Origin of the sequence: Glycomyces sp. NPDC046736 (genome assembly GCF_040645615.1) — a bacterium.
Lineage (GTDB): Bacteria > Actinomycetota > Actinomycetes > Mycobacteriales > Micromonosporaceae > Glycomyces.
Map to the genome: position 1 here is coordinate 61,266 of NZ_JBEYYO010000003.1, position 23,855 is coordinate 85,120.

Consider the following 23,855-nt stretch of genomic DNA (forward strand, 5'->3'; position numbering starts at 1 on the left):
TCAAGCCACGAATCGGGCGACGTGCCGGATGTACTCCCGGTACCCCGTGATCGCCATCGGGATCGCTGCCGCAAGGTCGTCCGGGGCGATCTCCTCCAGGCGGTCGACGAGGCGGGCCATGAGTTGGAGGTGCTTGGCGACTATTGCGCGGGTGCGGTCCGTCGCGGTCATTCGGCCATCAGCTCCAGGCTGCGGGCGCGCATCGGGGCTGTCTCCGCGTATTGCTTGAGGGCGGCCATGCGGACCTCGAAGTAACGGACCGGCGTTCGCTCATAGAGCGGAATCGTGCCGAGCAGGGCTTCGTACCGGGCCACGGGGTCGGCGCGGTCGAGCACCATCACGTCGATGTCGCAAGGCCCGGTGATCGCGGTGAAGGCTTCGTACACCTCCAGCAAGGCGAGCTTGCGACCGCCGCGGGAGGAGACCGCGATGTCGAGGTCCCTGGGCTGGGGCGCGCCTTTGGCCGTCGAACCGAATACCACGACGAGATCGAGCCCGAATCGGTCGGCGAGCGCTTCGAGTGCCCCGCTCGCGGCCGCGCGCCGCAGACGGTCGAGCGCTTGCACCGGTGTGGTCATGACATCCACCTTAGTCGTCACCAGCACAAGGACGCACCGGACTTTGCGGCGGTCGTGCGTTCGGGCTCTCGGGGTGAACTCTTGGTGGGCTGAGGCGTTGCGAGAGGGATTCGTGATGGATCAGTGATGGGGGGTTCGAGGATCGGCGGGTCGGTTCGAGGGTGGGAGTTGCCTGGTGCGAGTTCGGGTGGGAGCGGTGGCCGCGGTTGCGGCGTTGGCTTTGGGCGGGTGTGCCCAGGTCGGGTCCATCGAGGTTCGGGATTCGCTCGACGAAGCGCTCGTGGCGGCGGGGATCGCGGGGCTTGGGGCTTCGCCCATGTTGGCCTACAGCGGGGTGCAGGCGAACCTGTTCAGCTTCGTCGGCGAGGACAAGCCCGCCGAGGTCGAATGGCGGGTAACCTCCGACGGGCTCGCGCTGGGGACGGTCGCGACCGTCGACGAGGCGATCTACGAGGAGTGCCAGGTGGCCCAGGTGAGCGAGGGCGTGTTCCTCGACATCGAGTTCGCCTGCCATGCCGTCTTCCGCGACGGGATCACCGGCGAATCGGGCGCGGCCTGGGCGTTCGTGGGCGAGCAGCTGTGGTTCGACCCCGGCGAGATGCTCACGCCCAAGGTCTACGCCGAGTCGCTGCACTGGACGATCCAAGGCTCGGGCGTGCTGGAGGAACCGCCGCCCGCGCTCGTGGACCTGGACGGGACGCCGGTGTATCCGCTCGCGGTGGGCGGCGGCACCGTGTACCTCAGCGAGGACGGCGTGATCGTCAAGGTCGAGGACGTGCGGATCGAGGGCCTGGGCGGCTACGGCTACGAGATCACTGCCACCGTGGACCCGGCCGCGACGGGACCGGACCAGATCCGCCAGTTCGGGGAGGAACTGGCGGCCGTCACCGCCGAGTTCGGCGAGGTCCTGTTCTTCTCCAACTTCTCCGCCCACGACACCGTGGTGGACGAGAGCGGCGTCTGCGACGGCCTGGTGTGCGTGATCTCGGCCGAGATCAGCTTCGAGGAGAGGATCGGGATCGAGCAGAAGTACAGCCCCGTAGTCGAGTTCAGCGGCGAGATCTCCAACTGGTCGACGAGCTCGGGCGCGGGCACGTGCTCGCAGACCAAGACCGTGGAGCTCGGCGTCGTGGAGCATTTCGAATGCACTGTGGACCTGAGGAACACGGCCTCGGACCCGGACAACCTGGGCTGGACCTCACAGGTGCAGGTGCGCTTCGCGATGCTCAAGCACAACACCGCCGCGATCGCCGCGGGCGTCGAGTCGCAGATTAGCGCGCTGCTGGGCGAGTGATCAGGACCAGCCCCTGGGGGCTGACCGGCTCACCGGCGTGGGCTCGCGGTCCCGGCTGCGGTAGACCACGTACGGGCGGAACAGGTACCAGACCGGGGCGCTGAAGGCGTGGACCAGTCGGGTGAACGGGAACAGCGCGAAGAGCGCGAGTCCGATGAGGACGTGGAGCTTGAACGCGCCCGAGGCCGCCGACATCGCGGCCACGTCCGGTTGCAGGACGAAGATGCTGCGGAACCACGGCGAGACGGTCTCGCGGTAGTCGACCTCGTGGCCGCCGGTCAGACCCGACACCGCCGAAAGCAGCGTCGTGGTCAGCCCTGCGAGGATCGCGGCCACCAGGACCAGGTACATGACCTTGTCGTTGACGGTGGTGGCGCTGAAGACCGGGCCGGTGGTGCGGCGGCGGTATATGAGCAGCGCGATGCCGCCGAGCGTGGTCACACCCGCTATGGCCCCCAGGGACAGTGCGGTCACGTGGTACATGTCGTTGGTGATGCCCACCGCGTCGGTCCAGGTCTCGGGGATGAGCAGGCCGACCACGTGGCCGATGATCACCACCAGGAGTCCGAAGTGGAACATAGGGCTCGCGATGCGCAGCAGCCGCGACTCGTACAGCTGCGAGGACCTGGTGGTCCAGCCGAAGCGGTCGTAGCGGTAGCGCCACACCGTGCCACCGACCAGGATCGCGATGACCACATAGGGCAATGCGCCCCAGAGCAGGTAGTCGAGCGCGGTCGGACTCACCTCGCGCCTCCCATCGGTACCGGCATCCCAAGCGGCACAGGCGAAGCGCCGTACGGGTCGCGGCCTACGTCTTCTGCGGGCGGGCCGGAGGCGGCCAGGCGGGCGGCCTCGCGGCGGGCTTGGTCGGGGGGCGGCAGGGTCTGGGCCACGGCATCGAGCACGTCGGCGTACGGGCTGGCGCACTCGCGCAGTGCCCCTCGGAGCAGCTCGATCCCCGGCTGGAACGCTTCGAGGAGGCGTTCGCCCTGCTCGCGGTCGCCGCGCGCGGTGAATTCGAGGACCACCGCGAGGTGGTCGGGCAGCTCGGCCGCATCCGCGGTCCAGCCGCAGGACGCGTAGACCTCCTTGACGCGGGCCAGCGCGTGGCCGCGGCGGCGGGTGTCGCCGTCGGTGTAGTAGGTGAGATGGAGCGCGCGGCGCCTCTTGAGGTCGAAGGTGCGGACGTAGTGGGCTCCTAGGTCGAGTTCGCTTGTCCTGGCGGTGTATTCGAGGAAGTCGCCGAGCGAGCGGCGGGCCGGGCCCGGGCGCAGGTCGGCGACGGCGGCGCCGATGAGCGGCAGGCGGGCGTACCAGTCGCGGTCGGGGTAGCCCAGCAGCATGGCCGCGGCCTGGCGGATCACGGCGTTCGGGTCGGTCATCGGGCCTCCTCGGTCTCGTCCTGGCGGTCGGGGCTGTTCCTTCGGTCCCGTTCCGGACGGTGCTTTTGGTCCCGTTCCGGGCTGTTCTTTTGGTCCCGTTCCGGGAACAACCCGGGCGGGCGGCCGTTGCCGTCCCAGTTGAGGAGGTTGAAGCGCCGGGCCGGGCCCGAGCGACCGTCGCTGGTCTGCCTGTCGCGCAACGCGTGGAAGGTCTCGACGCTGGCGGGCTGGGGCTGGCCGGAGGCCTCCCCGAAGGGGGCGCCTGCGCCCATGCCGGGGCCGCCTTCGAAGTCGAGGGAGCAGCCGATCTCGTCGATCACGCCGCGGTCGGCGTCGTCGACTCCGAACGCGGTGGGGATGACGTACCGGTCGTCGTACTTGGCGATCGCCAGGAGGCGGTACATCCGCTCGATGTCCTTGCCGGTCATGCCGACCGCGGCGGCGATCGACTCGTCGGGCTCGGAGCCGAGGTTGATGCGCCTCATGTAGGCGCGCATCGCGGCGAGCTTGGCGAGCACGGCCTTGACCGGTTCGGGGTCGCCCGCGGTGAACAGTTCGGCGAGGTATTCGACGGGGATGCGGAGGGTGTCGATGGCGGCGAAGAGGTTGTCGGCGTCCTCGCCGTCGTGCCCGGTCTCGCTGAGAGCGTCGACCACTGGGGACAGTGGCGGGATGTACCAGACCATCGGCATGGTGCGGTATTCGGGGTGCAGCGGGAGCGCGACGCGGAACCGCTTGGCGAGCAGGTAGATCGGGGAGCGGCGGGCCGCGTCGATCCAGCGGTCGGGGATGCCGTCGCGGACGGCGGCGGCCTCCACGTCGGGGTCGTCGGGGTCGAGGAACACGTCGAGCTGGGCCTCGTAGAGGTCCTTCTCGTCCTTGACGGCGGCCGCCTTGCCGACGCGGTCGACGTCGTAGAGGATCACGCCGAGGTAGCGCAGGCGGCCCACGCAGGTCTCGGAGCACACCGTGGGCATCCCGACCTCGACCCTCGGGTAGCACAGCGTGCACTTCTCGGCTTTGCCGGTCTTGTGGTTGAAGTAGACCTTCTTGTAGGGGCAGCCGGTGACGCACATGCGCCAGCCCCGGCATTTGTCCTGGTCGACGAGCACGATGCCGTCCTCGGCGCGCTTGTACATCGCGCCGGAGGGGCACGAGGCCACGCACGAGGGGTTGAGGCAGTGCTCGCAGATGCGCGGCAGGTAGAACATGAACGCCTGCTCGTACTCGAACCTGACCTTGTCGCCGATCCGTTGCACGATCGGGTCGGCCGAGGCGAGCTGCTCGCCTCCGGCGAGGTCGTCGTCCCAGTTGGCGCTCCATTTGATCTGCATGGGCTCGCCGGAGATGAGCGAGTAGGGCCGCGCGCCGGGGATGTCGTCGCCGAGCGGGGCCGAGACGAGGTGCTCGTAGTCGTAGGTCCACGGCTCGTAGTAGTCCTGAATGGACGGCATCTTGGGGTTGGCGAAGATCGTGCCGAGCTTCTTGAGGCGCCCTCCGGCGCGGGGCTTGAGTCTGCCTGCGGCCGTGCGCTTCCAGCCGCCCTGCCACTGCTCCTGGTCCTCGTGGCGCCTGGGGTAGCCCTGGCCAGGACGGGTCTCGACGTTGTTGAACCACACGTACTCGACGCCGGAGCGGTTGGTCCACGCCTGCTTGCAGGTGACCGAGCAGGTGTGGCACCCGATGCACTTGTCGAGGTTCATGACCATCGCGACCTGGGCCATGACCTTGCCGATCTTCCGCGCCATCAGTACTCGACCTCCGTGGTTCGCTTGCGCACGACGGTGACCTCGTCGCGCTGGTTGCCGGTGGGGCCGATGTAGTTGAACGCGTAGGAGAACTGGGCGTAGCCGCCGACGAGGTGGGTGGGCTTGACCAGGAGCCGGGTGAGCGAGTTGTGGATGCCGCCCCGCTTGCCGGTGGTCTCGGTCTTCGGCACGTCGACCACGCGTTCCTGCGCGTGGTACATGTAGACGGTCCCTTGTGGCATCCGGTGGGAGACCACGAGCCTGGCGGCGACCACGCCGTTGCGGTTGACCGCCTCGACCCAGTCGTTGTCGACCGCGCCGATGGCCTCGGCGTCGGCCGGGCTCATCCAGATGTTGGGGCCGCCGCGAGAGAGCGTGAGCATGAGCAGGTTGTCCTGGTACTCGGAGTGGATGGACCACTTCGAGTGCGGGGTCAGGTATCTGACGGCCACGGCCTTCTCCCCCGTGGGGCCGATCTCCGGCTCGCCGAACAGCGCGGCCATGTTGAGCGGGGGCCGGTAGATCGGGAGCGCTTCGCCGAACTCGTGCATCCAGTCGTGGTCGACGTAGAAGTGCTGGCGGCCGGTGAGGGTGTGCCAGGGCTTGTCGTTCTCGACGTTGATGGTGAACGGCGAGTATCGCCGGTCGTGGGCCTCCTTGCCCGACCATTCGGGGCTGGCCCCCACGGGCGTGGGCGCGTGCTGGGTGTCGGAGAAGACTACGCGGCGTTCGGCGGTGCCGTGCACGAGCTCGTCGAAGTCGGTGCCGGTGCGCTCGGCGAGGCGCGCGAACCCCTGGGAGGCGAGGCGGCCGTTGCTGGTGCCCGAGAGCGCGAGGATCATCTCGCAGGCCTTGACGTCGGTGTCCAGGAGCGGGCGGCCCTCGGCGGGACCGGACGGGGCGGTGCCGTTGCGTTCGGCGAGCCAGCGGACTTCGGCGTCGGGCGTGAACGAGACGCCCTTGACCGGGAGGCCCTTGGTCTCGGCGAGCGGGCCGAGCGCGGCGAGTTTGGCGGCCACGGCCGGATAGTCGCGTTCGACGGGGATGATCGCGGGCATGGTCTTGCCCGGGATCGGTTGCGCGCCTTCGGCTTTCCAGTCGGGCGCGATGCCGCCGGGCTGGGCGAGCTCGCCGGGCGTGTCGTGCTGGTGGGGCGCGGCCACGAGGTCGGTGGCGACGCCGAGGTGGTCTTCGGCGAGCGCGGAGAAGCGCTCGGCGAGCGAGTGGAAGATCTCGAAGTCGGTGCGGGCCTGCCAGGGCGGGTCGATCGCGGGCGAGAACGCGTGCACGAACGGATGCATGTCCGTTGTGGACAGGTCGTGCTTCTCGTACCAGGTGGCGGCCGGGAGCACGAGGTCGGACAGCAGCGTGGTGCTGGTCATCCGGAAGTCCAGCGAGAGCAGCAGGTCGAGCTTCCCCTGCGGGGCCTGGGCGTGCCAGGTGACGTCGGCGGGCCGGTCCTCGGGCCCTGCTTCCTCGCCCTGCACCGAGTTCTGGGTCCCGAGCAGGTGTTTGAGGAAGTACTCGTCGCCCTTCGCCGAGGAGCCGAACAGGTTCGCGCGCCACACGGTGAGGATGCGCGGCCAGTTCTCCGGCGCGTCCGGGTCCTCGGCCGCGAAGCGCAGCTCCCCGGAGGCGAGCTCGGAGACGACGTACTCGCCGGGGTCCTTCCCGGCCTCCTTGGCCTCCTGCGCGAGCAGCAGCGGGTTGCGGTCGAACGTGGGGTAGGACGGCATCCAGCCCATGCGCGCCGAGGCGGCCACGAGGTCGGCGGTGTGGCGCCCGGCCAGGCGGCCCGCACCGGTCGAGGCGGTGAGCGCGTCGGCGTCGTAGGTGTCGTAGCGCCACTGGTCTGAGTGCAGGTACCAGTACGGGGTCGAGGCCATGAACCGCGCGGGCCTCGTCCAGTCCATTGCGGACGCATATGCGGCCCAACCGGTCTGGGTGCGGCACTTCTCCTGGCCCACGTAATGGGCCCAGCCGCCGCCGTTGACGCCCTGGCAGCCGGTGAGCAGCAGCAGGGTCAAGAACGCGCGGTACATGGTGTCGCCGTGGAACCACTGGTTCGTGCCCGCGCCGAGCACGATCATCGCCCGGCCGCCCGAATCCCTTGCGGTGGCGGCGAACTCGCGCGCGATGCGCACGGTGCGGTCGGCCTTGACCGAGGTGATCGCTTCGGCCCACGCGGGCGTGCACGGGTGCGAGGCGTCGCCGTACCCGAGCGGCCAGCGCCCCGGCAGGTCGCCGCGCCCCACCCCGTATTGGGCCATGAGCAGGTCGAACACGGTGGTGACGAGGCGGCCCTCGACGCGGCGGACGGGGACGCCGCGTTCGATCTCGACCTCGGCGGGGTCGAGGAAGTCGAGATCGTCGCCGGAGCCGGGCTGGTCGAAGCGCGGCAGGTGGACGGTGGCCGTGTCGCATCCGGGTTCGAGGAGCGTCAGTCTCGGGGTGACCCCTTCGAGGTCGAGATTCCAGTGGCCGGGCCGGTCGGGGTCCCAGCGGTGCCCGAGGGTCCCGTCCGGGGCCACGACTTCCCCGGTGCGCTCGTCGATGAACACCGGTTTCCACTCCGCGTAGGGCTCCTCACCGGGGAGCGCGTCGCGGCGCAGGAACTTACCCGGAACGAGCCGCCCGTCCCGCTCGTCGAGTTCGACGAGGAACGGCAGGTCGGTGTATTTGCGCACATAGGACTCGAAAGCCTCGGTGCGGTCGTGGACGAAGTGCTCGGTGAGGATCACGTGGCCCATCGCCATCGCCAGAGCGCCGTCGGTGCCCGGGTGCGGGGAGAGCCATTCGTCGGCGAACTTGGCGGCGTCGTTGTAGTCGGGGGCGACGGTGACGACCTTCTGGCCCCGGTAGCGGGCCTCGGCCATCCAGTGCGCGTCGGGGGTGCGCGTGACCGGGACGTTCGAGCCCCACAGCACCAGGTAGGCCGCGTCCCACCAGTCGCCGGACTCGGGCACGTCGGTCTGGTCGCCGAAGACCTGCGGGCTGGCCACCGGCAGGTCGGCGTACCAGTCGTAGAAGGAGAGCATGGAGCCGCCGAGGAGGTTCACGAAGCGGGCGCCGACGCCGTGGGAGACCTGCGACATGGCCGGGATGGGGCTGAACCCGGCGATGCGGTCGGGGCCGTACGCGCCGATGGTGTGGACGTGCGCGGCCGCGGCGATCTCCAGGGCCTCGTCCCAGGTGATGCGCACCAGGCCGCCCTTGCCGCGCGCGGACTGGTAGCGGCGGCGCTGCTCCGGATCGGTGGTGATCGACGCCCACGCGGCGACCGGGTCCCCAAGGCGCGTTTTGGCTTCGCGGAACATCTCCACGAGCACGCCGCGCCCGTACGGGTAGCGCACGCGCGTCGGCGAATAGGTGTACCAGGAGAACGCGGCGCCGCGGGGGCAGCCGCGCGGCTCGTACTCGGGGCGGTCGGGGCCCACCGAGGGGTAGTCGGTCGCCTGGGTCTCCCAGGTGATGATGCCGTCCTTGACGTACACGTTCCACGAGCACGAGCCGGTGCAATTGACGCCGTGGGTGGAGCGCACGACCTTGTCGTGGCTCCAGCGGTCGCGGTAGAACACGTCGCCTTCGCGCCCGCCCTGCTTGAACACGGCCCGCAGGTCGGGGGTGGACTCGGCCCGGGTGAGGTACACGCCGGTGCGCAGCAGCAGGTCGGCGGGGGTGGCGCCGGTGTCCTCGTCAGTCCGCGTCACGCTCGCTCCCTCCGGTGCTCGGGCCCTCCGCCCGCAGCCCAGATTAAGCGCTTCGGTCCCTTTTGCGCAGTCTCATCGGCATACTGTCCGCGGGCCCAGAGCAGCGAGGAGAGGCCATGAGCATCGATCAGTCCGCCGTGCGGCGCGGGGCCGGGAAGAACCTGGCGCTCGCGACCGCCGCGTTCGCGCTGACGTTCTGGGCGTGGAACCTCATCGGGCCGCTCTCGAAGACCTACTCCGAAGACCTCGGGCTCAACCCGACCCAGACCTCGCTGCTGGTGGCGTTCCCGGTGCTGGTGGGCGCGGTCGGGCGCATCCCGGCGGGCATCCTCACCGACCGGTACGGCGGGCGCGTCATGCTCACCGCCGCGTGCTTCGTGTCGGTGCTCCCGGTGCTGATGGTGGGCCTCTCGGGCAATTCCTATGCGGCCCTGTTGATCTCGGGGTTCCTGCTGGGCCTGGCCGGGACCTCGTTCGCGGTCGGCATCCCGTTCGTGAACGCCTGGTACCCGCCCTCCAAGCGCGGCTTCGCGACCGGCGTGTTCGGCGCGGGCATGGGCGGCACCGCGCTCTCGGCGTTCCTGACCCCGCGCCTGGTCGACGGCGTGGGCCTGGTGTGGACGCACCTGCTCATGTGCGCCGCCCTGGTGGCGATGGGCCTGGTGTGCTGGACGTTCGCGCGCAACGCCCCGCAGTGGCGGCCCAACCCCGATCCGGCGCTGCCGCGGCTGCGCGCGGTCGCGAAGCTCAAGGTCACATGGCAGATGTCGCTGCTGTACGCGGTGGCGTTCGGCGGTTTCGTGGCCTTCTCGACGTACCTGCCGACGATGCTGGTCAGCGCCTACGACCTCGCGCAGACCGAGGCGGGCCTGCGCACCGCCGGGTTCAGCCTCGCCGCGGTGATCGCCCGGCCCGCGGGCGGCATCCTCTCGGACAAGGTCGGGCCGCTGAAGATCTGCCTCGTCTCGTTCTTCGGGGCCGCGGTGATGGCCGTGCTGCTCGCGTTCGAACCGCCCCTGGAGATCCCGGCCGGGACCGAGTTCGTGCTCATGGCCCTGTTCCTGGGACTGGGCACCGGCGGAGTGTTCGCGCTGGTGGCCGAGCTGGTCGACCCGGCCCGCGTCGGCGGGGTGACCGGGATCGTGGGCGCGGCCGGAGGCCTGGGCGGGTACTTCCCACCGCTGCTGATGGGGATCGTCTACCAGGCCACCGGGGCCTACACGATCGGCCTCTTGCTACTCGCGCTCACCGCGCTGCTGGTCGGAGTGTTCACGTTCGCGAACTTCCGCACCCGCCGGGCCGCGGCTGACTAGTACTCACGTAGGACGCGCCCTGGAAGGGAATCACCCGCCAGGCGGAGGAACGGGCTTGCCGGCGGCTCTAGGGTGAAGGCATGCTCGAAATCAAGGACCTGCACAAGCGGTTCGGCGACACCGTTGCCCTCGACGGGGTGTCGCTCTCTGCCGCTTCCGGAGAAGTGGTCGGCTTCGTCGGCGCGAACGGCGCCGGGAAGACCACCACCATGCGCATCGCGATGGGCGTGCTCGCCTCCGACTCCGGAACGATCGTGTACGACGGCACCCCGCTCGGCGTCGAACAGCGCCGCCGCTTCGGCTACATGCCCTCAGAACGCGGGCTCTACCCGAAGATGAAGACCGGCGAACAGATCGCGTACTTCGGGGAGCTCCACGGCATGAGCAAGGCCGAGGCCCGCCGCTCCACCGCCGAACTGCTGGAGCAGCTCAACCTCACCGGCCGCGCCGGCGACTTCGTGCAGGACCTCTCCCTGGGCAACCAGCAGCGCGTCCAGCTCGCCGTCTCGCTCGTGCACGACCCCGAGGTGCTCATCCTCGACGAGCCGTTCTCCGGCCTCGACCCGATCGCCGTCGACGTCATGGGCACCGCGCTGCGCGACCGCGCCGCCGCGGGCGCCCCGGTGATCTTCTCCAGCCACCAGCTCGAACTCATCGAGCGGCTCTGCGACTCGGTCGTCATCATCGGAGGCGGCAAGATCATCGCCTCCGGCGGCGTCGAGGAGCTCAAGGCCAAGGAGGTCAAGCAGCTCCGCATCCGCGTCGAGACCGCTCAAGACCTCACCGCCGACCTGCCCGGGACCGTCACCCGCGACGGCGCCGACTACCTGGTGCTGGGCGGGGACGACCAGGAGGCGCTGCGCGTCGCCGCTGCCGCCGGGCGCGTCACCCACTTCGCCTACGACCAGCCCACCATCGCCGAGATCTTCCGAGAGGCCGTGACCCGATGAGCAATCAGTCCTCAGAGACCTCGCGGATGCGCGGGCTCATGCTCGTGGCCGGACGCGAGATCCGCGTCCGCGGCCTGTCCAAGTCCAACCTCATCAGCCTGGTCATCACCGTGGCCATCGTGGGCGTGCTCGCCGCGCTGCCGAGCCTGATCGGCGGCGACGACTCCGACGACAAGGTCGGCCTCGCCGGGGCCAACGCGACCGCGATGCAGGCCCAGCTCGACGCCATGGGCGGCTTCGACATCACCGTGTACGACTCGGCCGCCGACGCCGAAGCGGCCGTCCAGGACGAGAAGGTCGACGCGGCCGTCGCCGACGGATCGCTCTACAGCGTCGACGGGGTCGGCACCGAGCTCCAGACGCAGCTCGACGCCGCCTGGCAGGCCGCCAGCGTCCAGACCAACCTCGCCGACGCCGGGCTCAGCGACGCCGAGATCGCCGGCGCGCTCACCGTGCAGCCCCTGGAAGCGGTGAACCTCGAAGACGGCGGCATCGGCGGCCCGCTCGACTACTTCACCGGCCTGATCATCTCCATCATCATGTTCATGATGCTCATGACCCCGGTGCAGTACATCGCCATGGGCGTCGTCGAGGAGAAGTCCAGCCGCATCGTGGAGATCCTCCTGACCAGCCTCAAGCCCTGGCAGCTCCTGGGCGGCAAGGTCATCGGCCTGGGCGTGATCTCCCTGGTCAACCTGGTCGCGATGGTCGCGGTCGGGCTCGGGGTGGCCTCGGCGACCGGGATGCTCTCGGACCTGCCGCCGGGCACCGCCTCGGCCGCGGTCTCGACCATCGGCTGGTGGCTCATCGCGTTCGCGCTGTTCGGCACCCTCGCCGGGGGCATCGGCTCGCTGGTGTCGCGCCAGGAGGAGTCCGGGTCGGTCCTCACCCCGCTCATCATGTCGCTGACCCTCAGCTACGTCGGCGCGATCTTCCTGCTCAACGCGCCCACGAGCACGTTCGCGGAGATCCTGTCGATCGTGCCGCCGTTCTCGGGGATCGCGATGCCCACCCGCATGGCGATCGCCGACGTCCCGGCCTGGCAGATCGGCCTCTCCGGCGCGCTCCTGGCCCTCGCCGCGGCCGGGGCGCTGGCGCTCGGTTCGCAGCTGTACAAGCGCAGCGTCCTGTACACCGGCTCGCGCATGAAGATCACCGAAGCGCTCCGCCGCACCGCGTAAGGCTTGTGGGGCAGGGAAACCGAACGGGGCCGGGTGCGATGTGCACCCGGCCCCGTTCCCTATATCGTATATCCTATATGATATACGATTCGGTCGAGCCGCGCTATTCCGTGAGGAACAGGAAGTAGCCGATCGAGGCGATCATCAGCACCCACGCGATCGGGTGGACCTCCTTGAAACGGCCCTTCGCGGTCATCATGACCGGGAAGAACACCAGGCCGAGGGCGATGCCGTTGGAGATCGAGTAGGTCAGCGGCATCGCGATCACGATGAGGAACGCCGGGATCGCGTATTCGAGCTTGGGCCATTCGATCTCACCGAGGGCCTTGGCCATGAGCACGCCCACGATGATGAGCGCGGGCGCGGTCACGGCCGGGTTGTTGGCCACGAGGCCGAACACCGGGAACGCCACCAGCGACACGATGAACCAGAAACCGGTGGTCACGGCCGTCAGGCCGGTCCGGCCGCCGACCGAGACGCCCGCGGTGGACTCGATGTACGCCGTGGTGGTCGAGGTGCCGAGCACCGCGCCCGCCGAGGTCGCGATCGAGTCGGTGGCCAGGGCGCGCCCGGCGCGCGGGAGCTTGCCGTCCTTGACCAGCCCGGCCTGGCCGGCGACGGCGAACAGCGTCCCGGCGGTGTCGAAGAAGTCCACGAACAGCATGGTCAGGATGACCGCGATCATGTGCGCGGTGAACGCGTCCTCGAAGCCGGTGAAGGCCGCGCCGAACGCGTCCAGGTTCGGGGTGAAGCCCTCGGCCAGTTCGAGGTCGATGACCCCGGTGACCAGGCCCAGCCCGAGCGTGGCGAGCATCCCGTAGAACACGCCGCCCTTCCAGCCGAGCACCATGAACACGGCGGTGACGGCCAGGCCGAACACGGTGAGCAGCACGGTCCCGTCTGAGAAGTCGCCGATGGTCACCAGCGTGGCCTCGGAGCCGACGACCAGGCCGCCGCCCTTGAGGCCGATGAACGCGATGAACAGGCCGATCCCCGCGCCCACGGCCAGCTTGAGCTGCGCCGGGATCGCGTTGATGATCGCCTCGCGCGCGCCGGTGACGGCGAGGATGAAGAACAGCACGCCCGAGACGAGCGTGCCGGTCAGGGCGGTCTGCCACGGGATGCCGAGCGTCATGACCACGGTGAACGCGAAGAACGCGTTGAGGCCCATGCCGGGGGCGGTGGCGATGGGGTACCGGGCCCACAGGCCCATGATCAGACAGCCGAGCGCCGAGGCGAGCGCGGTGGCGGTGAAGACCGAGCCGGGGTTCGGGGCGTCGAAGCCCGCCCCGGACAGGGCGAAGCTGAGGATGCCGGGGTTGACGGCGAGGATGTAGGCCATCGCCAGGAAGGTCGTGGTCCCGGCCAGGACCTCGCGCTTCCAGTTGGTCTTGTTCTCGGTCATGCCGAAGTACTTGTCGAGGCGACCGGGCACGGTCGCCTCCTGCTTGTCTTCTCTTGTGGCGTCGGTAGCCATGTGCGGGCACTCCTGTGCTGGCGCGATGGGGTGCCGGGCAGCTGGCACCTCGGGGACCAGGGTAAAGGGATAGGCGCTGAACCTGCGGGTAATGTACCGGGTCCGCCGTGGAAAACAAAGCATCCGGGCAGCGCGAATGTGAGTTTTACACGCGCGATATGACGCGGAAAACAGCGACGCCCCGGAGCCAAGGGGGGGACGGCTCCGGGGCGTCGATTAGGGTCGAGCCCCCGGTGGCAGGATTCCGGGGGCTCGACAAGGACCGCACCGTCAAGCAGCGGGCGGTAGACCTGGTCCCAGACCCGGCGTTCGCACTCGGGCCTCCTGCCTTGAGACACCTGCTAAACGCCGCTGCGTCACCGCCGGTTGCATAACAGTTGGATAACGGACGAAGTCTCGTGCAGTCCTCAGTGTTCGGCGGTCTCTCGCCCGCGGCGCATGAACAGCAGGAGCACCACACCGGCGGCCAGGAGCGCCCCGGACACGGCCAGCACCAACGCGAGCGGCGAACCGGTCACCGGCAGGGCCGAACCGGCCTTCGAGGTCGGCTCCTCGGCGGGGTTCGAAGACCCAGGGGCCGAAGCGGACTCGGATTCCCCTTCGGTGGAGGACGGGTCGTCGCCTGGGGAAGTGGTCTCCTCGCCGGGGCTGGACTCCTCGTCGGTCGGCGAGCTGGGCTCGTCGACCGGGCTGGAGGGGTCCTCACCGGGCGAGCTCGGTTCGTCCACCGGGCTGGAGGGGTCCTCACCAGGGCTCGAAGGGTCGTCGCTCGGGGTCTCCTCGGCGGGCGGGTTCTCCGTGGCAGGGCAGGCGTGGGTCAGGTTGAACTTGTCCTTGTTGCCCTTACCCTTGTCTTTCCCGTTGTCCTTGAGCTTCACCTGGGCCGTGGCGTCGACGAGGGTGAGCCCGGCGGGCGTGATGATGTAGGCCTTGTTGTTGCCCGAACCCGAGACGATCCCGCCGTCGCTCCCGGTGTCGAAGCGCAGTTCGTTGCCCTCGGCGTCCTCGAAGACCGCGTCGACGCGCTTGAAGTTGCCGTCGGCGCCGACCGCGCCGGGCAGCACGAACACCCAGCCGTCGAGCCACTTCGCGGTACCGGCCGGGATCTGGTCGCAGCTGTTCTTGAAGTCCGCGGCGGTCGTGGGCACGTTGCCCTGGTTGATGTGGATCGTGGTGTCCGAGTCCGCGAGCGCGGGCACGGTGAACGCGAGCGCCGCCGCGCCCGCGAAGCACGCGGCGGCGAACGCGCCGAGTGTCTTGTGTCGTCTGGTCGGTTTCAAGGCAGGTCTCCGTACTGGGCGAGCGCGCCGGATCCGGCGGCGGCTCTCGATGGGGCCGGGGCGATGGATCCACGTCGCCAAGGCACGCGAAGTTGCGTCGCATTCGGATGATCGTGAATTCGTACGAACGGCTGACCTGCTAAATCGTCGCTAAATCGGCCGAAGGCCGCGATGCCCCCGCCGGTTGCGGGGCGGAGTGGTTCGGATGGAATGCTGCTTTCATGCCGCGAGAGCTCAAACTCAGATATGACGCCGCGCCCGGGGCCTGGCATGAGGGTCTTCCGATCGGCGAGGGCCGGATCGGGGCGATGCTGTGGGACGGCAGGATCGACCTCAACGAGGACGGCTTCTGGTCGGGGAACGGGTCCTGGACGGTTCCCGAAGGGGCCGAAGGGATCGCGGCCGAGGCGGCCGAGCTGGTGCGCCGGGGCGAGTACGCCCGGGCCGACGAGTTGCTCCAGCGCCTCCAGGGGCAGGACTGCGAGGCCTACCAGCCCGCCGGGTCGCTCGTGGCGACGCACTCCGAGGACGACTCGAGTGAGCGCCGGGAGCTGGACCTGCGCGATGGGATCGCGACCGTGGTGCGCGGGCGGGTGCGCCAGGAGGCGTTCGCCGCCTCGGGGGTGATCGCGTTGCGGTGGAGCGCGGACGAGCCGTTCGACCTGGATCTTCGCTTCGAGTGGCCGCACGAGCGAGGCACCACCGTGGCCGACTACGACGACCTGAGCTTCACCGGGCACGCCCCGGTCAGCGTCGCGGGCGGCGTCCCCGATTACTCCTCAGTAGAGGGTGTGCGGGGCCTCGGGCTCAACGCGCAGCTGCGCTGCGACGGGGACCTGGCCCCGCAGAGCGGCGGTCACCGGTTCACCGGTTGCCGCAATATCGAGGTCTACGTGGCGCTGCGCTCGGACCCCGACGAACTGGACGCTCTGGAAGAGGCCCGGGGCGAGGCCCGCCGGGCCGCCGCGAGCGGCTGGGACTCGATCCGGGACGCACACGTGGCCGCGCATCGCGAGGTCATGGACCGCGTGAACCTCGACCTTCGTCCACAGTCCCCTGTGGATAACCTGTCGACGGCCGAGCGGCTGCGCCGCCGCGCCTCGGGCGAATCCGACGAGGGCCTGGCGGTGCTCGCGTTCCAGTACGGGCGCTACCTCCTCGCCGCGTCCTCGCGACCGGGCACGCAGGCGGCGAACCTCCAGGGCATCTGGAACCGCGAGGTCACGCCGCCGTGGAACTGCGATTACACCACCAACATCAACGTCGAGATGAACTACTGGCCCGCCGAGACCTGCGGCCTGCCCGAGCTGCACGAGCCGCTGTTCGACCTCACCCGAGACCTCTCACGCACCGGGGCCGAGACCGCCTCGCGCCTGTACGACGCGGGCGGGTGGTGCGTGCACCACAACACCGACTACTGGCGGCTCACCACCCCGGTCCAGGGCCGTTCCTGTTGGGCCGCTTGGCCCATGGGCGGGCTGTGGCTCGCGATGCACCTCGCCGAGCACTGGCGGTTCGGGCGCGACGAGGAGTTCCTGGCCGATCAGCTGCCGATCGCCTTGGGAGCGGCCCGGTTCGCGTACGACCGGCTCACCGAGGGCTCGGACGGGACCCTGGTGACGAGCCCGGCGACCAGCCCCGAGAACGAGTTCACCACGCCCGCGGGGAACTCGGCGGTGGACGAGACCACCGGGATGGACACCGCGCTGGTGCGGGAGCTGTTCGGGTTCATCCTCGAAGCGGCCGACGTGGTCGCCGAGGTCCTGCACGGCGACGACCTGCAACTGGTCAAGGGCATCAAGGAGGCCTTGCCGCGCCTGGCCGGGCCCAGGATCGGCGCCGACGGGCGGGTCCTCGAATGGGCCGCTGAACGCGAGGAAGCCGAACCGCACCACCGGCACGTCTCGCACCTGTACGGGGTGTACCCGGGCGACTCGTTCGCCGATTCGCCCGAGCTGCTCGACGCCGCCCGCAAGAGCCTGGAGGCACGCGGGGACGCGGGGACCGGCTGGTCGCTCGCGTGGAAGACCGCGCTGTGGGCGCGCCTGGGCGAGGGCGACCGCGCGCACCGGTTGCTCGGCGAGTTCCTGACCCCGGTGGGGCACAGGGGCGACGGCGTCGAGTACGCGGACGGCGGGGTCTACGCCTCGCTGTTGTGCGCGCATCCGCCGTTCCAGATCGACGGCAACTTCGGCACCACCGCCGCGATCGCCGAGATGCTCGTCCAGTCGCACCGCACCGAGGACGGCGACCCGGTGATCGAGCTGCTCCCGGCGCTGCCGCAGGCTTGGCCCGAAGGCGAGGTCCGCGGCCTGCGGGCCCGCGGCGGCGTCACCGTCGACCGTCTGGCGTGGACCGAATGGAGGGTCGCCGGGGTCGAGCTGACCTCGGTCGTGGACGTGCGGGTGAAGATCCTGGGGAAGTGGGTCGAGCTCGCCGCGGGCGTCCCGTGGTCCTCGAAGGGGTAGGAACATTCGCGGACGCAAGGGAGCGGCCGGAGTCCATCGGACTCCGGCCGCTTGGGTATGAGCGGCGCCTGGGCGCCGGGTTCAGCAGGTGGTCGCCGTGCCCGCCTGGGCGACGGCGATCCCGCACACCGACCACTGGAAGGCGCCGGTGACGTCCGCGTTCACGAGCGAGATCCCGCTCCCGGGACCCACCGGTTCGGCCGGAGGCTGGATCGAGTTGTCGCACTCGGCGGCCTCGGACGCCGAAGCGACCGAGATCCCGCAGACCTGCCACTTGGCGAAGTTCCGCGCGTCCAGGTTCACCAGCGACGGCATCCCGCCGAAGTCCCCTGGGGCCTCCGGCAGCGGCTCGCCGGTCGCCTCGACCGCGTCCTCGGAAGGTGACCCGAGGAGCGTCGCGCACGGCACCGAAGTGAGCTGGCCGAGTTCGTCGGCCTCGCACACTGCCGGCAGCATCGAGTCGTGCTCCGACTCCACGGAGACGACCGTCAGCCAGTCGGGAGTCGAGGCCTGAGCGGCCCCTCCCGACAGCGCCGCCACGGCGGCGGCCGCGGCCGACACCGCGGCCAAAGTGGTGTTTCGCATCTTCTACCTCCGTTCGCCCGAACCGGCGGGTTTCTAGCGGTCTACCAGTCGCCCTGGCTCGGGCCCTTGCCGTGGCCGCCGTTGTCGCCGATGTGGTCGGCGTTGAGGCAGTGCTGGTTGAGCGAGGGCGCGACGCCGACGTTCTGGCCGCAGATCTGCCAGTGCGCGGCGCTCGAAGCGTCCAGGTTGGCCAGCGACACGTCGCCGGCGTTGATGCCGGACTGCGGGCCGGGGCCGATGTGGTCGCGGTTGTCGCAGACCTGGTTGAACGACGTGGTCAGGATGTTCTGGCCGCAGATCTGCCAGTGCGCCGCGCTCGAAGCGTCGATGTTCACCAGGCTGACCGGCCCGGCGTCCACACCGGAGCTGTTGGCGGCCATGGCCGTCCCGGCAGAGCCGAGGGCGGCGAGCGCGCCCGCGGCGATCGCGGTGGCGGAGAGAACCTTGTTCATTGCGTTGCCTTTCGTTCGTGGTGAAAGCGGAGCGGGACGGGCTCCCAGAGGGAGCCCGCCCCAGGTCGATTACTCGGCCGCTTTGGTGATGTGGTCGTAGTTCAGGCACTGCTGGTCGAGCGACGGCGCGACGCCGACGTTCTGGCCGCAGATCTGCCAGTGCGCGGCGTCCGAGACGTCCAGGTTCGCGAGCGACACGTCGCCGGCGGCGATGCCGGACTGCGGGCCCGAACCGATGTGGTCGCGGTTGTCGCACACCTGGCCGAAGGACTGGGCCAGCACGTTCTGGCCGCAGATCTGCCAGTGCGCCGCGCTCGAAGCGTCGACGTTCACCAGGCTGACCGGCCCGGCCCACACGCCCGAGCTCTGGGCCATGGCGGTGCCGGCGGCTCCGAGGGCGGCAACGGCGCCGGCAGCGGCGGCCACGACGGTGAGAGTCTTGCGCATCTTGAGATTCCCCGTTCTCTTTCGGTTTCTTGGTTTCCCGTGGGTCATGAGTCCTGAGAGGACTCAGCCCGCGGAGGTCTTAGTGGTTGACGTGGTCGTAGTTCAGGCACTGCTGGGCGAGCGAGGGCGAGACGCCCACGTTCTGGCCGCAGATCTGCCAGTGCGCCGCGCTGGAGGCGTCCACGTTGGCGACCGACACGTCGCCGGCGTTGATGCCCGACTGCGGGCCGGGGCCGATGTGGTCGCGGTTGTCGCAGACCTGGTTGAACGACGTGGTCAGGATGTTCTGGCCGCAGATCTGCCAGTGCGCCGCGCTCGAAGCGTCGATGTTCACCAGGCTGACGGGCCCGGCGTCCACACCGGAGCTGTTGGCGGCCATGGCCGTCCCGGCGGAGCCGAGGGCGGCGAGCGCTCCGGCGGCGACAGCGGTGGCGGTGAGAACCTTGTTCATAGCGTTGCGGCTTCCTTCTAATTTGTGCGCCCGTCGGTTCGGGCGACTATGGTGTGACTGACGTCCTCGTTGCGAGGCGAGTTGACGGCCTGGCCGCGCGTCGGCGCGCCGGACAGCGTGGGGATCGAGCTTGACGGGCATGAATCCTCAATGCTGGAACCGGTGGGGAATTCGAAGGCGGTCTTCGAGTACCCTGCGCGTCGACGCGCGGAGGCCTAGTCTGGGGCGACGGACTGTTCGGCGGCTATGTCCAAAGGCCGCCCCAATTCCTCGATCACCGTGCGAGAGAGTGACACCTCTTCCTCCGCGGCGGTCGGGGAGACGTAGACAGCGTTGTGACCACTGTCGACGCTTATACCGGCGGTCGAGCCAGTGGCTCCACCGGGGATGATCTTCAGGTCAGGCACTGCGGGGCCGTCGAAGGCCCACGGCTGGGCCGGGGTCCGCGGTTCCCCGCGCACGGCCTCTGATTCGGTCGAGTCCGTCCTCCGCTGGCCGAGATCGGCCGCGGAGCATTCGAGGGCGGCGGCCGGCCGGCCGCTGGACGCTCCTTGGAGCGTCGCCGCCACCTCGTCGGAAGCCTGCATCGCCGAAAGCGAGGTGACTGGTTGTCCTGCGACAGCGGCGCGGACGCTCCCGGGCGTCGTCACGTCGCCGAAGCGCAGGCCATCGGTCACCAGTCGCGCCACATCGTCGACCTGTGCGGCCCTGGGCGTGACAGTCTCATAGACACCGGACACCACGGGGGCGGGGCCGTCCACGAGGGACGACGTTCCCTTCACGAGGGTTCCCACCAGCGGTGCCACAACTTCGGCGGTGCGGTCTCCAACGGACTCGTCGTCCAAATCGAGGAAGCCGGGCGCGGCGTCGCTCGGCAGCGCCGCCCGCATGTCGGCGCCCGTCTGGTGCATCAGCGTCCCCACCGGCTCTGCCAGGCCCGACACCAGCCCCGAGACCTCCCCCTGCGCCGCCGGCGTCCGATGTCCCTGCTGGTTCTGCGGGACCAGTCGCGCGGCCAGGCGCGACATGTCGGAAACCTCTGCGGAGAGGGGGTCGGTCATCGCGGCAAGGCCCTGCGATGCGGTGGATTCGTCTGCGGCCCAAGCGGACGTCGCCATCGCGAAGGCTCCCAAGAGCAGGGAGCCGAAAGCGGTGAGCGCGACGCCGAGGAGGAACCGGAGCACGCTGAAGCGGCGAGTGTCCTCGCTGCCCACTGCGATGCGTCCCATCGTCTCCCCCGTCGACCTGTTCCTGATCGCGAGCGGTCTCGCCGCTCGCAACTAGAAGAACGAAACCGAAGCGAGAGGGGATACGGGGTGAATCAGATTTTTCGCCGAAAATAGGGCGAGGAGGACTCACGGCCTCTGCTTGCACATGCGAAGCGGCGCTTAACAGACTGTTTACACGTGATCAACGAACGGGAAATTGCCTCTTGGGAACGTGGCGGCACAGCTACCGGCCCGGAGGGCACCGACCCCGGCCGACCGCGTCACCGCAAGAAGGGCTCCCACCTGATGGCAATCAAGGCCGAGTACATCTGGATCGACGGCACCGAGCCGACGGCCAAGCTGCGTTCCAAGACCAAGATCCTCGCGGCCGGCGAGGAGCCCCCGATCTGGGGCTTCGACGGCTCCAGCACGAACCAGGCCGAGGGCCACGCCTCCGACTGCGTGCTGCGCCCGGTCAAGGTCGTGCCCGACCCCATCCGCGGCGGCGACTCCATCCTGGTGCTGTGCGAGGTCCTCGACACCGACTTCACCCCCCACCCCTCCAACACCCGCGCCAAGACCGCCGAGGTCTCCGAGCGGTACGCGGCCCAGGAGTCCTGGTTCGGCATCGAGCAGGAGTACACCTTCATGGTGGGCGCCCGCCCGCTCGGCTTCCCCGAGAACGGCTTCCCCGCGCCCCAGGGCGGCTACTACTGCGGCGTCGGCGCCGACGAGATCTTCGGCCGCGAGATCGTCGAGAAGCACCTCGACAACTGCCTGGCCGCGGGCCTGCCGATCTCCGGCATCAACGCCGAGGTCATGCCCGGCCAGTGGGAGTTCCAGGTCGGCCCCGCCTCGGCCCTCGAGGTCTCCGACTCGCTGTGGCTCGCGCGCTGGCTGCTCTACCGCACCGCCGAGGAGTTCGACGTCTCGGCCACGATCGACCCCAAGCCCGCCAAGGGCGACTGGAACGGCGCCGGCTGCCACACCAACTTCTCCACCAAGGCCATGCGCGAGGACTACGAGCCCATCATCGCCGCCTGCGAAGCCCTCGGCGAGAAGGCCGAAGAGCACGTCGCCAACTACGGCGACGGCATCGCCGACCGCCTCACCGGCGCCCACGAAACCGCCCACTACACCCAGTTCTCCTACGGCGTCTCCAACCGCGGCGCCTCGATCCGCATCCCCTGGCAGGTCGAAAAGGACAAAAAGGGCTACCTCGAAGACCGCCGCCCCAACGCCAACATGGACCCCTACCTCGTAACCGGCCTCATCGTCGACACCGTCTGCGAAGCCCTCGAAAACAAGGGCCTCGTCTAACCCGAGCAAACAAGAAAGGGGCCGGAACCGCGAAAGCGGTCCCGGCCCTCGACTGTCACTCGACGGCGAACGCCATCGAACCCGAACGCTCGTAACTCCATTCGCACAGCACCTTCGCGCCTCCGGCTTCGAGCGTGGTCCGGCCCAGAACGCGGCGGCCGTACATGTCGTCGGCGAGCGAGCCGACCGTCACCGCCGGCTCGTCGCCGACCAGGCGCACCGACGTGACCAACGGCGTGGCCGAGATCCGCAGAAGCCGTTTCGCCTTGAGGGTGAACCGGAACCGACCTTCGCCAAGGCGCTTCCCGCGGAACCTGGCGTACACGTGCCGACCACCCTGCTCGATGAAGCAGAGCCGAGCCCGGCCCATGGATTCACCGATGACGACCACCTCCAGTTGGAGGGCTTCCCGACCGATCCGGGTCAGGGACGTGACCTCCGCGTATCGCCTGCGGCGCCGCGAACGCAGCTCCAGACGGCCGTCCACCTTCTGCGGCAGCAGGTCGGAGGCGGAGACAGGCGCGGCACCCAAGAGACCTGCGCCCGAGATGTGGTCGATCGCGTACTCGGATGGACTCAGGACCTCCCAATCCTCCATCCTCGCCTCACGGGCCAGCATCGTCCGGTCCACGAGATAGCGGTCGAATCCCCCGCCCCCGGATTCCGGTTCCGGCTCGAACTCCTCCCCCGTGGACTTCGACCGCAGTACCAGCGGAGGGCGGTCCGCGCCGTGAACGGTGATCGCGGCCGACTCGGTGTCCGTTCGCTCGACGGTGATCATCAGTTCGTCCCCGGCGTGGCGGCCCGGTGCACTGAATCTGGGGCCTCCCCGTTCGGCCACAAGCGAATCGAGGAGTTCGGCCAAGCGACGCGCCACCTCGTCACAGCGGTACCGCTCGGCGGTGACCGCCGCCTGGGTACCGATCGACGCTCGCAGCGCCCCATCGGACATCAGCGTCCGCATCCCATCGGCGATCGAGCCCGCGTCGGGACGCACCAGGAGACCGTCCACTCCGGAGGTGATGATCTCACCCGGTCCCGAGGGCACGTCGGTCACGACCATGGGGACGCCCATCCGCATCGCCTCGACGATGCTGATCCCGAAGGACTCGACACGCGACGACGAGACGCCCACATCGGCCTTGGCCCATTCGGCGAAGGAGGGGACGGTACGGCCGGGAACGGCGATCCGTTCGCCGAGGCCGTGCCGGTCCACCAGCTCTCGCAGCCGATTCCCTTCCGGCCCTCGCCCGAAGATCCGCAAGCGCCACTCGGGGAAGTCCCCGGCGAGCATCGCGAACGCCTCGATGAGGAGGTCGAACTGCTTGATGGGAGCGAGCCTGCCCACGGCGACGACGAGCCTCCCGCCGTCGGGGGACGGTTCGGCAAGGGTGTTCTCGATCGCGTTGGGCAGGACATGGATCTTGTCCGCCAGGGAGGGCTCGGCCTCGATCAGGCCGCTGCGGGCGTGGTCGGTGAGGACCTGGACGGCATCGACCGCTCGGTAGGCGCCTCGCATCTGATCGCGCAGCTTCGGGTTGTGGCTGGCGGGATCCTCATGGATCTGAACGACCGTCGCGACGCGTTCGGGCGCGAACGCCGCGAGGCAGGACGCCAGACCGGTGCGGGTCGAGACGATCACATCGGTCTCGATGTCGCGCAGCGCCTTCGCGATCTCACCCTCGACATAGAGGTTGAAGCGCTTATAGAGCTCTTCGTTTCGCGGATAGACCTGGGCCGCGCGGTCCCAGTCCGGTCCGAACCGCTCCGCGCTCCCCGCCTTCGCCCCCGTCATCGCGGCGTCGACGAGGGTCCGCAACCGCACCGACTTCGGAAAATGCAGGTCGGACTGCGTCGGGCTGCTGAACACCGAGATGATCTCGACGTCGTCACCGCGGCGGAGCAGGCCCTCCACCAGAGCGAGCGTCGCTCTGGCAGTGCCTCCTAGGCCGTTCAACTCGGTCATCAGGAAGGTCACGCGCATCGTCGTCCTCCGTTCGGGCAACGGTCG

General features: G+C 69.4%; 20 protein-coding genes. 6 read left to right on the plus strand and 14 right to left on the minus strand.

The window, feature by feature from the left end; genetic code table 11:
* Both AB0B28_RS04035 and AB0B28_RS04040 read right to left on the minus strand, forming a co-directional pair.
* Positions 1 to 171 (minus strand): hypothetical protein, encoded by a 171-nt coding sequence (locus AB0B28_RS04035; RefSeq protein WP_360116118.1) that lies wholly within the window; start codon positions 169 to 171, stop codon positions 1 to 3.
* On the minus strand, positions 168 to 578 hold the full coding sequence (locus AB0B28_RS04040) for a nucleotidyltransferase domain-containing protein (RefSeq protein WP_360116121.1): 411 nt from the start codon (positions 576 to 578) through the stop codon (positions 168 to 170). Before AB0B28_RS04040 ends, AB0B28_RS04035 begins: the two co-directional genes overlap by 4 nt.
* A gap of 316 nt (positions 579 to 894) precedes the next feature.
* On the opposite strand from AB0B28_RS04040, the gene AB0B28_RS04045 reads away from it, so the two are divergent.
* Positions 895 to 1,872 carry a hypothetical protein gene (locus AB0B28_RS04045; protein WP_360116124.1) on the plus strand — a complete coding sequence of 326 codons (978 nt, stop codon included), beginning with the start codon at positions 895 to 897 and terminating at the stop codon, positions 1,870 to 1,872.
* On the opposite strand, the gene narI is transcribed toward AB0B28_RS04045, so the two are convergent.
* From narI to AB0B28_RS04065, 4 genes are read right to left on the minus strand one after another with little or no spacing between them, the layout of a single operon-like run.
* Positions 1,873 to 2,616: a respiratory nitrate reductase subunit gamma gene (gene narI, locus AB0B28_RS04050; RefSeq protein ID WP_360116127.1), complete on the minus strand. Its 744-nt coding sequence runs from the start codon at positions 2,614 to 2,616 to the stop codon at positions 1,873 to 1,875.
* On the minus strand, positions 2,613 to 3,254 hold the full coding sequence (gene narJ, locus AB0B28_RS04055; RefSeq protein WP_360116130.1) for a nitrate reductase molybdenum cofactor assembly chaperone: 642 nt from the start codon (positions 3,252 to 3,254) through the stop codon (positions 2,613 to 2,615). The genes narI and narJ overlap by 4 nt, the downstream gene beginning before the upstream one ends.
* The gene (narH, locus tag AB0B28_RS04060) at positions 3,251 to 5,002 is read right to left on the minus strand and encodes a nitrate reductase subunit beta (protein WP_360116133.1); all 1,752 of its coding nucleotides are present in this window, start codon (positions 5,000 to 5,002) and stop codon (positions 3,251 to 3,253) included. The genes narJ and narH overlap by 4 nt, the downstream gene beginning before the upstream one ends.
* Complete coding sequence (locus tag AB0B28_RS04065; protein WP_360116136.1) at positions 5,002 to 8,712, minus strand: nitrate reductase subunit alpha; 3,711 nt, start codon at positions 8,710 to 8,712, stop codon at positions 5,002 to 5,004. The genes narH and AB0B28_RS04065 overlap by 1 nt, the downstream gene beginning before the upstream one ends.
* A 116-nt stretch (positions 8,713 to 8,828) precedes the next feature.
* Between AB0B28_RS04065 and AB0B28_RS04070 the strand changes: the two genes are divergently transcribed.
* The 3 genes from AB0B28_RS04070 (at position 8,829) to AB0B28_RS04080 (ending at position 12,156) form a co-directional block, all read left to right on the plus strand.
* Positions 8,829 to 10,025, plus strand: a complete 1,197-nt coding sequence (locus tag AB0B28_RS04070; protein WP_360116139.1) for a nitrate/nitrite transporter — start codon at positions 8,829 to 8,831, stop codon at positions 10,023 to 10,025.
* An 80-nt stretch (positions 10,026 to 10,105) separates the two neighbouring features.
* On the plus strand, positions 10,106 to 10,975 hold the full coding sequence (locus AB0B28_RS04075; protein ID WP_360116142.1) for an ATP-binding cassette domain-containing protein: 870 nt from the start codon (positions 10,106 to 10,108) through the stop codon (positions 10,973 to 10,975).
* On the plus strand, positions 10,972 to 12,156 hold the full coding sequence (locus tag AB0B28_RS04080; RefSeq protein WP_360116145.1) for an ABC transporter permease: 1,185 nt from the start codon (positions 10,972 to 10,974) through the stop codon (positions 12,154 to 12,156). The genes AB0B28_RS04075 and AB0B28_RS04080 overlap by 4 nt, the downstream gene beginning before the upstream one ends.
* Positions 12,157 to 12,259: 103 nt before the next feature.
* Here AB0B28_RS04080 and AB0B28_RS04085 read toward each other — a convergent pair whose 3' ends face one another.
* Both AB0B28_RS04085 and AB0B28_RS04090 read right to left on the minus strand, forming a co-directional pair.
* Positions 12,260 to 13,633: an NCS2 family permease gene (locus AB0B28_RS04085; RefSeq protein WP_360116148.1), complete on the minus strand. Its 1,374-nt coding sequence runs from the start codon at positions 13,631 to 13,633 to the stop codon at positions 12,260 to 12,262.
* Positions 13,634 to 14,040: 407 nt separating this feature from the next.
* Positions 14,041 to 14,913 carry a hypothetical protein gene (locus tag AB0B28_RS04090; RefSeq protein ID WP_360116151.1) on the minus strand — a complete coding sequence of 291 codons (873 nt, stop codon included), beginning with the start codon at positions 14,911 to 14,913 and terminating at the stop codon, positions 14,041 to 14,043.
* Positions 14,914 to 15,134: 221 nt separating this feature from the next.
* Here AB0B28_RS04090 and AB0B28_RS04095 point away from each other — a divergent pair, with 221 nt between their 5' ends.
* Entirely contained in the window at positions 15,135 to 17,381 is a 2,247-nt protein-coding gene (locus AB0B28_RS04095; protein ID WP_360116154.1) for a glycoside hydrolase N-terminal domain-containing protein, read from the plus strand.
* An 81-nt stretch (positions 17,382 to 17,462) separates the two neighbouring features.
* On the opposite strand, the gene AB0B28_RS04100 is transcribed toward AB0B28_RS04095, so the two are convergent.
* The 5 genes from AB0B28_RS04100 to AB0B28_RS04120 form a co-directional block, all read right to left on the minus strand.
* Positions 17,463 to 17,966: a hypothetical protein gene (locus tag AB0B28_RS04100; RefSeq protein ID WP_360116157.1), complete on the minus strand. Its 504-nt coding sequence runs from the start codon at positions 17,964 to 17,966 to the stop codon at positions 17,463 to 17,465.
* Between the two features lie 41 nt (positions 17,967 to 18,007).
* A complete protein-coding gene (locus AB0B28_RS04105; RefSeq protein ID WP_360116159.1) occupies positions 18,008 to 18,418 on the minus strand; it encodes a hypothetical protein in 411 nt (136 codons plus the stop codon).
* A gap of 69 nt (positions 18,419 to 18,487) precedes the next feature.
* Positions 18,488 to 18,865 (minus strand): hypothetical protein, encoded by a 378-nt coding sequence (locus AB0B28_RS04110; protein ID WP_360116162.1) that lies wholly within the window; start codon positions 18,863 to 18,865, stop codon positions 18,488 to 18,490.
* A 79-nt stretch (positions 18,866 to 18,944) separates the two neighbouring features.
* Positions 18,945 to 19,316: a hypothetical protein gene (locus AB0B28_RS04115; RefSeq protein ID WP_360116165.1), complete on the minus strand. Its 372-nt coding sequence runs from the start codon at positions 19,314 to 19,316 to the stop codon at positions 18,945 to 18,947.
* Between the two features lie 215 nt (positions 19,317 to 19,531).
* Entirely contained in the window at positions 19,532 to 20,545 is a 1,014-nt protein-coding gene (locus AB0B28_RS04120; RefSeq protein WP_360116168.1) for a hypothetical protein, read from the minus strand.
* A gap of 285 nt (positions 20,546 to 20,830) precedes the next feature.
* Here AB0B28_RS04120 and glnII point away from each other — a divergent pair, with 285 nt between their 5' ends.
* Complete coding sequence (gene glnII / locus AB0B28_RS04125) at positions 20,831 to 21,844, plus strand: glutamine synthetase (RefSeq protein WP_360116171.1); 1,014 nt, start codon at positions 20,831 to 20,833, stop codon at positions 21,842 to 21,844.
* A 55-nt stretch (positions 21,845 to 21,899) separates the two neighbouring features.
* Here the strand turns inward: glnII and AB0B28_RS04130 are convergent, their stop codons facing one another.
* Positions 21,900 to 23,828 carry a glycosyltransferase gene (locus AB0B28_RS04130; RefSeq protein WP_360116174.1) on the minus strand — a complete coding sequence of 643 codons (1,929 nt, stop codon included), beginning with the start codon at positions 23,826 to 23,828 and terminating at the stop codon, positions 21,900 to 21,902.
* Between the last annotated feature and the right edge of the window lie 27 nt (positions 23,829 to 23,855).

Coding starts and splice junctions, on each gene's coding strand:
- AB0B28_RS04105 (WP_360116159.1), bottom strand. CDS start 18,418: ATGAACAAGGTTCTCTCCGCCACCGCGATCGCCGCGGGCGCGCTCGCC.
- narJ (WP_360116130.1), bottom strand. CDS start 3,254: ATGACCGACCCGAACGCCGTGATCCGCCAGGCCGCGGCCATGCTGCTG.
- AB0B28_RS04120 (WP_360116168.1), bottom strand. CDS start 20,545: ATGGGACGCATCGCAGTGGGCAGCGAGGACACTCGCCGCTTCAGCGTG.
- AB0B28_RS04095 (WP_360116154.1), top strand. CDS start 15,135: ATGCCGCGAGAGCTCAAACTCAGATATGACGCCGCGCCCGGGGCCTGG.
- AB0B28_RS04085 (WP_360116148.1), bottom strand. CDS start 13,633: ATGGCTACCGACGCCACAAGAGAAGACAAGCAGGAGGCGACCGTGCCC.
- AB0B28_RS04070 (WP_360116139.1), top strand. CDS start 8,829: ATGAGCATCGATCAGTCCGCCGTGCGGCGCGGGGCCGGGAAGAACCTG.
- narH (WP_360116133.1), bottom strand. CDS start 5,002: ATGGCGCGGAAGATCGGCAAGGTCATGGCCCAGGTCGCGATGGTCATG.
- AB0B28_RS04110 (WP_360116162.1), bottom strand. CDS start 18,865: ATGCGCAAGACTCTCACCGTCGTGGCCGCCGCTGCCGGCGCCGTTGCC.
- AB0B28_RS04080 (WP_360116145.1), top strand. CDS start 10,972: ATGAGCAATCAGTCCTCAGAGACCTCGCGGATGCGCGGGCTCATGCTC.
- AB0B28_RS04115 (WP_360116165.1), bottom strand. CDS start 19,316: ATGAACAAGGTTCTCACCGCCACCGCTGTCGCCGCCGGAGCGCTCGCC.
- AB0B28_RS04075 (WP_360116142.1), top strand. CDS start 10,106: ATGCTCGAAATCAAGGACCTGCACAAGCGGTTCGGCGACACCGTTGCC.
- AB0B28_RS04100 (WP_360116157.1), bottom strand. CDS start 17,966: ATGCGAAACACCACTTTGGCCGCGGTGTCGGCCGCGGCCGCCGCCGTG.
- AB0B28_RS04045 (WP_360116124.1), top strand. CDS start 895: ATGTTGGCCTACAGCGGGGTGCAGGCGAACCTGTTCAGCTTCGTCGGC.
- AB0B28_RS04130 (WP_360116174.1), bottom strand. CDS start 23,828: ATGCGCGTGACCTTCCTGATGACCGAGTTGAACGGCCTAGGAGGCACT.
- AB0B28_RS04040 (WP_360116121.1), bottom strand. CDS start 578: ATGACCACACCGGTGCAAGCGCTCGACCGTCTGCGGCGCGCGGCCGCG.
- AB0B28_RS04035 (WP_360116118.1), bottom strand. CDS start 171: ATGACCGCGACGGACCGCACCCGCGCAATAGTCGCCAAGCACCTCCAA.
- glnII (WP_360116171.1), top strand. CDS start 20,831: ATGGCAATCAAGGCCGAGTACATCTGGATCGACGGCACCGAGCCGACG.